General features: G+C 39.5%; 8 protein-coding genes and 1 other annotated feature (1 of these 9 running past the window's edge). Of the genes, 4 read left to right on the forward strand and 4 right to left on the reverse strand.

Annotated features, from left to right (window positions below):
* Nucleotides 1–50, reverse strand: a binding site (T-box leader) (it extends 185 nt beyond the left edge of the window).
* Nucleotides 51–180: 130 nt separating this feature from the next.
* From RZ78_RS05740 to RZ78_RS05755, 4 genes are all read right to left on the reverse strand, one after another.
* Nucleotides 181–672 carry a hypothetical protein gene (locus tag RZ78_RS05740; RefSeq protein WP_054608404.1) on the reverse strand — a complete coding sequence of 164 codons (492 nt, stop codon included), beginning with the start codon at nucleotides 670–672 and terminating at the stop codon, nucleotides 181–183.
* Between the two features lie 93 nt (nucleotides 673–765).
* Entirely contained in the window at nucleotides 766–2,694 is a 1,929-nt protein-coding gene (locus RZ78_RS05745) for a S9 family peptidase (protein ID WP_054608405.1), read from the reverse strand.
* A 76-nt stretch (nucleotides 2,695–2,770) separates the two neighbouring features.
* Nucleotides 2,771–3,535 (reverse strand): YibE/F family protein, encoded by a 765-nt coding sequence (locus RZ78_RS05750; protein WP_054608406.1) that lies wholly within the window; start codon nucleotides 3,533–3,535, stop codon nucleotides 2,771–2,773.
* On the reverse strand, nucleotides 3,535–4,563 hold the full coding sequence (locus RZ78_RS05755; protein WP_237756987.1) for a YibE/F family protein: 1,029 nt from the start codon (nucleotides 4,561–4,563) through the stop codon (nucleotides 3,535–3,537). The genes RZ78_RS05750 and RZ78_RS05755 overlap by 1 nt, the downstream gene beginning before the upstream one ends.
* A gap of 295 nt (nucleotides 4,564–4,858) precedes the next feature.
* Between RZ78_RS05755 and RZ78_RS05760 the strand changes: the two genes are divergently transcribed.
* The 4 genes from RZ78_RS05760 (at nucleotide 4,859) to RZ78_RS05775 (ending at nucleotide 9,847) form a co-directional block, all read left to right on the forward strand.
* The gene (locus RZ78_RS05760; protein WP_054608407.1) at nucleotides 4,859–6,058 is read left to right on the forward strand and encodes a quaternary amine ABC transporter ATP-binding protein; all 1,200 of its coding nucleotides are present in this window, start codon (nucleotides 4,859–4,861) and stop codon (nucleotides 6,056–6,058) included.
* On the forward strand, nucleotides 6,051–6,911 hold the full coding sequence (locus RZ78_RS05765; RefSeq protein ID WP_054608408.1) for an ABC transporter permease: 861 nt from the start codon (nucleotides 6,051–6,053) through the stop codon (nucleotides 6,909–6,911). Before RZ78_RS05760 ends, RZ78_RS05765 begins: the two co-directional genes overlap by 8 nt.
* A gap of 14 nt (nucleotides 6,912–6,925) precedes the next feature.
* Nucleotides 6,926–7,834, forward strand: a complete 909-nt coding sequence (locus RZ78_RS05770) for a glycine betaine ABC transporter substrate-binding protein (RefSeq protein WP_054608409.1) — start codon at nucleotides 6,926–6,928, stop codon at nucleotides 7,832–7,834.
* A 90-nt stretch (nucleotides 7,835–7,924) separates the two neighbouring features.
* Nucleotides 7,925–9,847 (forward strand): M13 family metallopeptidase, encoded by a 1,923-nt coding sequence (locus RZ78_RS05775; RefSeq protein WP_054608410.1) that lies wholly within the window; start codon nucleotides 7,925–7,927, stop codon nucleotides 9,845–9,847.
* Nucleotides 9,848–9,959: the final 112 nt, after the last annotated feature.

Genomic DNA, 9,959 nt, shown 5'->3' on the forward strand with positions numbered 1-9,959 from the left:
AACTCTCTGCGCAATCATTGGATAACTACTCTCCTGATCATCTTGTTTTATTCGTATCGGTTAAGTTGTTTTATATACTACACCCATTTTCTAATATTGCAACATATTTTTATCATTATTTTCTAATTTAATATTTTCTTAATAAATAAAAAGGAGCCTAATTGAGGCTCCTTTAGTGTTTTATAGCAATCTTACATTCTGAGAAAATAGTAATTCAATGATTAAAATTAACACATCTACGGCTACGAAGAAACCGATGAATGCGAAAAATGTTAGACGAATTGCTTGTAGACGTTTCTTTAAAACATCCCCGGTAAATTCACCATGTTTCTTTTCTAGGCTAGGTAGTTTTAACCCTAGGAAGATGTAAATTGCTTCTAGTACAAATAACACGATGATCAAGTAGTTGTTGGCCATTTCTGGGAAGATGATGCTTAACACAAATGCTGTAGCGACGATTGCTAAGATTACGTATTGACCAGTAATGACGTTAAGCTTCTTTTCACCAGACTTAAATGCTTCGATTTGTTTCTTATCTCCGCCAAATGAATCAAGTGTCTTTTGGTTGATGGTTTTATTCAACTTGTGAATCTTTGGTAGTGTTTCGTAGGCACCGAATAGTAATAGTGCGATTACAACAAAAAATAAAATTAAATAAATAACAGTATCCATTATCAGTCCTGCTTTCTTTATGTAATGACTTTATTATGTCATTTTTTATTTAATAAAAAAAGCTGAATGTTTCCATAACAGCTTTTTTTAATACTATCTTAAATATTTATCAAACCATTCATAGATGTCTGATAGACGTTTGATTCGAAGGTTTGGTAATCCGTTTCTTGAGAATCCGTGGAATGATTGTGGATAACGAATGTAGTCCACAGGTGTTCCGGTTTGCTTGATCGCTGTGAATAGCGCTTCACTTTGGTTAACCGGACAACGCATGTCGAATTCACCATGTTGAATTCTAGTGGGTGTCTTGACGTTGTGGGCGTACTTCAATGGTGAGCAATCCCAGTAGTATTCCAATCCGCCCTCATCGTATAGATCCTTGCCAAGTTCTTTTCTAATGAAACGAACTCCGATGTCGGATGTTCCATATAATGAGTGCCAATCAGATACAGGTCGTTGCACAATCGCAGCGTTGAAACGGTCGGTGTGACCAATTGCCCAACTAGACATGAATCCACCGTATGATCCACCGGCAATGAAGGTGTTTTGTTCATCTAGGTCGGCGAACTGACTCAAGGCAGCGTCTAGACCAGATTGAACATCGGCAAAGTCTTCCTTACCGTATCTACCGATGACGCCGGTTTCGAATTCTTGACCGTAACTGGTAGAACCACGAGGGTTGACGTAGACGATGGCATAACCACGACTAGCTAGGACTTGGAATTCATGGAAGAAACTTTCACCGTAGTTAGCTTGTGGACCACCGTGGACATATAGAATTACTGGAAGATGGTTAGAACTACCGGTGTACTTCAATACCCATCCTTCAACAGTAGTCTTACCGTCTTTGGATGGTGTTTCAAAAGGTGTCACGTCAGCGTAATCATGTTGGGCTGAGAAGTTGGCGTTAGGGTCAAACTTCACGTCTAGTTGTTGGTCAACTAGTTGGACTAATTGACTTGGTGTATTTGGTGTTGAAAGGCTGAAGTAGATCTCACCATCGATGGCGGTTAGGTCAACGACATGACAGTGGCCTTCAAATAACTTGGTGATATCGTGACCGTTGTATTCAAAGACAACGCTGTGGCCGTGAGTCACGCCACTAAAGACAAAGTTGGTGTCTGACATCCAAACTAAATGACTACCCTCATTTTGAATAAAGTCGGCGGTAATTGAACCGAATACTTCACCCTCGAAGTCCTCGGTAGCATCGGTTAACTTATCGCTTACTTCATCGTAGATGTATAACTCATTGACGGTTGCGTTTGGATACTTGGCATCATTTCCGACAACGGCGATTTTTTTACCGTCTGGTGAATAACTAGCGTAGCTAAATTCACCCTTGGCGATACTTGCTGTAACTTGTTTTTCCGTATCCTTGGTCAAGTCAACATCGTAGACCGCCCTAGTTTCATCTGATTCGGTTTCTAAGGTTGGATTAGTTGGTTTGATTACCAACAAGCGATTTTGTTTGGCATTGGCATCTTGCAAACTCAAGTCGTACTTGGAGCTGTAGACAGCGTTTCTTTGGTTCATCTTAATGTTGTAACGGTAGATGGTATCAGTAGCTTGATCATCGACCCACCCAATGCCGTCATGACGGTTATCAAAACGGTGGACCCTTCTAGTTTCTGGGAACTTGGCGGTTTCAAACTTAGCGGGCACCTTACTATCTGATGATTGATAGAAAACGGTTTGGCCATCTTTTCCACTAACCAGTTTGGATATCTTAGCATCCTTGGTAAGTTGTTCGGCACTACCACCGGATAGTGGCATTCTCATTAAATCACCATTATGTAGATAGACTAGGTAATCGCCCACTTGCACGGGGCTGACGTTCTTGCCACCATCGGTCCATTTCTTTACTTCATTCTTGTTGTTAATGCTGATAATATCAGCAAAATAGGTATTTTCTTGCTTGTCGACACGGTTTAAAACAGCGAAAATATTTCCATTAATAGCAGTAACTTGGGTAATGGATTTCAATTCAAATAAGTCATTTGATTCTATTTTTTTATTCATTAACAACGCCTCTTTTCAATTTAAGTCTAGTATTAATTTTTATCGGCATAAATGCAATAAAAAAGCCCTAACAATGTTAGGACTTTGTTTGTTTTTGATTTTTAAATTGCTCGGTAATGACAAACGATGTAATTGGAATCGTGATGATAACACCGATTAGCGAGAATAAGATGATGATGAACTCGGCATCAAAGACCTTGTCGTTTAAGATGTCACCCAGTGAGTAGGATAATCCGTGGAACCAGACAAATAATGATAATGATCCACCGAATAGTCCAAAGAATAAGGTATTCAATGTCGTTCCAATAATTTGTTTTCCTACATAGACCCCATCGAAGAACAAACGGTTAGGTTTGATTTCCGGATGTTGTTCCTTAATTTCATCCAAACCAGACGCAATCGCCATGGTTGCTTCGGCAATCGCACCCAGTGTACTTAGGATGGCTGTGGAAATCGCAATATCGATAAAGCTAATTCCGATTGGTAGAGATAGCCCTTCTAAGTCATCACTATCTTCTAGACCGAATCCTTGCACCTGTGCCCAGTGTTCGACTGGCACAATCAATAAGACAAGCGCTAGTAGCACCAATACGGAAGCGATAAAGGCTAGACGACTGGTTTCATCATTGGTCCCACTCAAGAAGATGGTCAAGGCCAATAGAATCACTCCGGCAATCAAAGTGACGACGATTGGTGGGAAGTGAAATGCCATCAAGACAATCGCGAAGAATAAGAAGCCAAAGTTAAGCACCAAACTTAGAAATGATTGAAAACCCTGTTTACCCCCTACCAATACCATTAGTACTAATAGGACAAGGCCTAACGCGATAATTGCACTCATTATTTACGCCTCTTTTCTGCAAAAAAACTGGTTAATCCACTGGCAACCGGAACTGCTAGGACAATTCCAATCCCACTGATTAGACTTTGCACCATCCCCAACGACATATTCATTGAAAATGAGTATCCCCAACTATTGCCATTCTTTAAGAATAGAAGAGTCATCGACAAAGTTTCACCCATAAAGATGAAGAATAAGACGTTAATTAGTGGTCCCATGATGGACTTACCGATGTTTCGACCTGACAAGAATAGTTGCTTTCTTGAGACGTCAGGACGTTCCATTTTCAACGCAAATAATGAAGAAATGATATCGGTTGATTCATCCATCACCGCTCCTAATGAACCAATAATGGTTTCAGCTAGGAACAATGGACGTGGTGGCTGAGTGACATATTGCATCGATTCGTAGAAAATCCCCTTTTCATGCGTAAAATGAAAGACAATTAAACTGATTAGAATCGACAAAAAGGTACATGCGACCGTTGAGCCGAGTGTCACAAACATTTGACGGTTCCACCCAATTACTAGCCAAAGAGTTATGGCAGAAAATAGCACCGCTAATATGGAGAAAATCCATAGGACGTTGGATCCGTTGTTAAAACCATCAAAGTATAGTGCCACCATGAACAAGATGGTGTTAATGATGATACTTCCGATGGCCGTAATTCCCGCCATTTTAAGGAAGATAAACATCAGAGCGATTGCTAGATAAATTAAAAAGACGACCGGTGTGTCTCGTTTGGCATCTCTAATTGTGCTTTCACCCTGTCCGTGTAAGACCACAAAGGCTTTTTGGCCGACTTTGTATTTCTTATCCATCGCCTTAGAGTCTGTATATGTATTGTTTAACGTGATGTGTTCACCCTTGTGTTTACCGTTGGTGATTACCCCGCTTAGTTTTTGTACATAGCTGTGATCAACATTTTGAAAAGTATCGACCTCCTTAGTCTTGCTAAGTTCTTCGACTTTTTGAATCTGCATAATTGGTTGAGTATATAAAAAGTCATCGTGACTGACAAAAAACATTAAAATTACCCCAATTAATGCAAAAATCCCCACCATTTTGATGGGGAATTTTTTCAATAAATTACCCAAAATAATTCCTTCTTAATTATCAAATTTTGAACCTAAAAATTCCAGTTTAGGTCATTTTAACACACTTTAATTAAATAAATCTTAAATGGCTCCATCATGCAAGCTTATGCCGTTTAAAGCCGGCAAATCGGCATTTTGCGAATGTAACTTATTTGACACATAACATTTTTCTTTGTAATAATATTACCTATGCTTTAAACAAACTACAATTTCAAGGAGGAAGATCATGACCAAAAAAGTTGAAGTTAAACATCTAACCAAGATTTTCGGTCGTCATGTTGGTCGTGCCAAAGAAATGATCAACGAAGGAAAATCCAAAGATGAAATTTTAGCTAAAACTAACAGCGTGGTTGGTGTTCACGATGCCAACTTCGATGTTAACGAAAATGAAATCTTTGTTATCATGGGACTTTCCGGTAGTGGTAAGTCTACTTTAATTAGAATGTTGAACCGTTTATACGAACCAACTGATGGTGAAATTCTATTAGACGGGGAAAGCATTACTAAATTCGATAAGAAAGAATTACGTGAATTTAGACGTAAGAAGATGAGTATGGTATTCCAAAACTTTGCTCTATTCCCTAACAGAACCATTATCGAAAACACCGCTTACGGTTTAGAAATCCAAGGAGTCGATAAAGAAACTAGACATCAAAAAGCACATGAATGCTTAGAACTAGTTGGATTACAAGGATATGATGATAGATACCCTAATGAATTATCTGGTGGACAACAACAACGTGTCGGATTAGCTCGTGGTTTAGCTAATGACCCAGAAATTCTATTGATGGATGAAGCATTCTCAGCATTGGATCCACTTAACAGAAAAGAAATGCAAGACGAATTGCTAGATTTACAATCACACCTAAAGAAGACTATCATCTTCATCTCACATGACTTAAACGAATCACTACGTATTGGTGACCGTATTATGATCATGCGTGATGGTGAAATTGTTCAAATCGGTTCACCAGAAGACATCTTACAACACCCTAAGAATGATTATGTTGAAAAATTCATCGAAGGTGTGGACAGAACTAAGATTCTTACTGCTAGCCGCGTTATGATTAGACCAGATGTTATCAACATCGAAAAAGACGGTCCAAGAACCGCTCTAAGATTAATGAAAGACAACCACAACTCAAGTGTTTACGTTGTTGATTCAGAACACCACTTCAAGGGATTAATTGATGCTAAGGATGTTATCAAACAAATCGAAGATGACAAGCGTGACTTAGAATCAATTCTTAGAACCGACGTTCCAACAACTACACCTGATACACCTATCAAGTCACTATTAAACGACATTTCCAAGACTTCAGTACCATTCGCGGTATTGGACGACAATGATCGACTACTAGGAATTATCATTAGAAGTTCCGTATTAGGCGCAATTTCTGGAAACGAGGTGCAAAATAATGGCTAATTTATTTTCTTTAACTATGCAACCAATTCCATTTGCAGATTGGATTAACAGTTTTGTTAACTGGTTAACTCAATTCGTTGGTTTCTTCAACGGTATCACTGATTTCATTGGTGCAATCGTTAACTCATTCCAATGGGTATTTGATTTACTACCCGTTTGGTTATTCATCATCTTAGTTCTAGGTATTACTTACTGGGCATTACATGACAGCAAGCACTGGGGACTAATGATCTTCGAACTTATCGGTCTTGTATTAATTTACAACCAAGGTTACTGGAGAGATATGACTCAAACATTAACACTAGTTCTTACTTCTAGTTTAATCATCGTTGTTATCGGTATTTCTTTGGGAATCTGGATGGCAAAGAGCCATACTGTTAAGGTAATCGTTAAACCAATCCTAGACTTTATGCAAACAATGCCTGCATTCGTTTACCTAATTCCTGCCGTTGCTTTATTCGGTATCGGAATGGTACCCGGGGTTATTGCTTCTGTTATCTTCTCACTACCTCCAGTAGTTAGAATGACTAACCTAGGAATTGAACAAGTTCCTACTGATTTAATTGAAGCTGCCGATTCATTCGGTTCAACTGGTTGGCAAAAGCTAATCAAGGTTGAATTACCAATTGCTAAGAACACATTAATGTCTGGTGTTAACCAAGGTATGATGCTTGCTCTATCAATGGTAGTTATCGCTTCAATGATTGGTGCCGTTGGTCTTGGTTCAGAAGTTTACTTCGCCGTAGGTAGAAACAACGCTGGTTCTGGTTTCACTGCTGGTTTTGCAATCGTAATCCTAGCAATCATCCTAGACCGTGTTACTCAAGCCTTTAACAAGAACAAAAAACACTAATTAGGAGGATTTAAATGAGAAAGAAAACTAGATATGTTTTAGCAACATTAACCATGTTTCTTATGGCAACAGTTCTAACTGCTTGTAGTAGTTTAACTTCTCCATATAATCCTCATAAGAAGTTAGGTCCTCAAATCAACTACACCATCACTGGTATTGATGCTGGGGCCGGTATTATGGCTTCTACACAAAATGCGTTAAAGGAATATCCTTTAGCACAAAACAAGTGGCAACTACAAACTAGTTCAACTGCTGCAATGACTTCTACATTAGCTAAAGCAATTAAGTACAAACAACCAATCGTAGTTACCGGATGGCAACCACACTGGATGTTCAAGAAGTTCCCTCTTAAGTTCCTAAAGGATCCTAAGAATGTTTACGGTTCTTCAGAACAAATCCACACAATTGCTAGAAAGGGTCTAGCCAAGGATAATCCTGGTGCTTACAAGATTCTAAAGCAATTCCACTGGACTCCATCTCAAATGTCAGACGTAATGCTACAAACTAATGCTGGTGTTGATCCTAAGGTCGCTGCTGATAACTTCATCAAGAAGAACCCTAAGTTATACCAAGAATGGACTAAGGGTGCTCCTAGAGGTAATGGTAAAGCAGTTAAGTTAACTTACGTTGCTTGGGATTCAGAAATCGCATCAACTAATGTGATGGCTGAAGTTCTAAACAAGATGGGTTACAAGGCAACTATCCAAGCACTAGAAATGCAACCAATGTGGGCATCAATCGCAACTAACGCTGCCGATGCCTCACTATCAGCTTGGTTACCTAACACTGCCGGTTTATACATGAAACAATACAAGGATAAAATCGATGATGTTGGTCCAAACTTGAATGGTGCTAAGGTTGGATTGGCTGTTCCTAAGTACATGAAGAACATCAACTCAATCGAAGATTTAATCAACAAATAATAATAAAGAAAAGCTATTCTATTAACTTTAGAATAGCTTTTTTATATACTAGGGATATAGCAAAAAAATAAACGTAAATGAGGTGTCAAAATGAGTAATGACAAGATTAACGAATCACTAATCAAAGACGACTTCTATCAAGCCGTTAACGGTGAATGGGTTAAGAATGCAACCATTCCATCAGACCACTCTTCAACCGGTGGTTTCATGGACCTAGTCGATAACATCGACAAAACTTTAATGAATGACTTTGACGCCCTACTTGATGGATCAATGCAACCATCAAATGACGATATGCAAGAATTCAAGAAGTTATACGATTTAGCAATGGACTTTGATAAGCGTGAACAAGATGGTGCTAAACCACTAAAAGCCACCCTTCAAAGAATCGAAGACGTTAAATCATTCGACGATTTAAATCAGCAACTATCTGATTGGACTCTATCTGGTTTGCCCCTACCATTTGGTTTCGGCATTGAAGCAGACATGAAGAACGCCAAGTACAACGCATTGTACGCAAGCGGTGCTTCAACCTTCCTACCAGATAAGACCTACTATGATAAACAAAACCCGGCTGGTGCCAAACTAATGCCAGTGTTCCGTGACATGATGCAAAAGCTATTAACTATGGTTGGCTACGACGAACAACAAGCTAAAAACATCGTCGATGCCGCTGAAGACTTCGATAGAACCATCGCAACACACATCAAGTCAGCCGAAGAAAATGCCGACTTCACTAAGATGTACAACCCAATGAGCTACAGTGATCTAGCTAGTCAAATTGAAAAGTTTGATATGGATGACTACGTTACTGGTCTAATTGGCCAAGTGCCTGATCAAGTCATCGTGACTGAACCAGACTACTTCAAGGCATTCAATGAAATCGTCAACGACGATACATTCTCCAAGATGAAGAACTGGATGATTGTGAAGGTCGTTAAGGGGTCTGCTGGTCTACTATCAGAAGAATTACGTCAAATCGGTGGAACTTTCTCACGTACCCTTTCAGGTAAGAAGGAAGCTACTAAACCTAATAAGGCCGCATACTACCTAGCATCCGGATTATTCGACCAAGTCGTTGGTGACTACTACGGTCGTAAGTACTTCGGTGAAAAGGCCAAACAAGATGTCCACGACATGGTCGTTAAGATGATTAACGTTTACGAAAAGCGTCTATCACAAAACGACTGGTTGAGTGAAGACACTAAGAAGATGGCTATCACAAAGTTAAACGCTCTAGCTATTCACGTTGGTTACCCTGATGAAATCAACCCACTTTACCACCAATTCAAGGTAGTTGGTAAGGAAGATGGCGGTGATTTATACACCAACGTTGAAAACATCGACAAGATTATCACTAAGGATAAGTTCAGCAAGTGGAACCAACCAGTAGATAAGAGCATCTGGGACATGAGCGCTAACACGGTTAACGCTTACTACTCACCTCTGGAAAACGTGATTGTCTTCCCTGCTGCTATTTTACAAGCACCTTTCTATAGCCTAGAACAATCATCAAGTCAAAACTTTGGTGGTATCGGTGCCGTTATCGCCCATGAAATTTCTCATGCGTTTGATAACAACGGTTGTCAATTCGACCAATACGGTAACCTAAACAACTGGTGGACCGAAGATGATCATAAGCACTTCGATGCCCTAGCCGAAAACATGGTTAAGGAATTCGATGGTTTAGACTTCGCCGGACAAAAGGTTAACGGTAAGTTGACCGTTTCAGAAAATATCGCCGATGCTGGTGGTCTAAGCTGTGCCCTAGAAGCTGCCAAGGGAGAAGCAGACGTAAACCTACGTGACTTCTTCATCAACTGGGCAACCATCTGGCGTACCAAATCAACTGAACAATACAAACAATTACTACTATCAATCGATGTGCACGCTCCAACCGAACTAAGAGCACAAGTTCAAGTGAAGAACCTAGAAGACTTCTACAAGACCTTCGACGTTCAACCCGGGGACGGAATGTACTTACCTGAAGATAAGCGAGTAAATATTTGGTAATAAAAAAAGACCTGACAAAAGGAACTGCAACTATTATTTTGAACAAATAAATAAAAGCAGCTTTCTAACTCTTTAATTGGGCAACTGATTTTCTGTATTCTACAGGGGATTG

This window comes from Apilactobacillus kunkeei, assembly GCF_001308195.1.
Taxonomy (GTDB): domain Bacteria; phylum Bacillota; class Bacilli; order Lactobacillales; family Lactobacillaceae; genus Apilactobacillus; species Apilactobacillus kunkeei_C.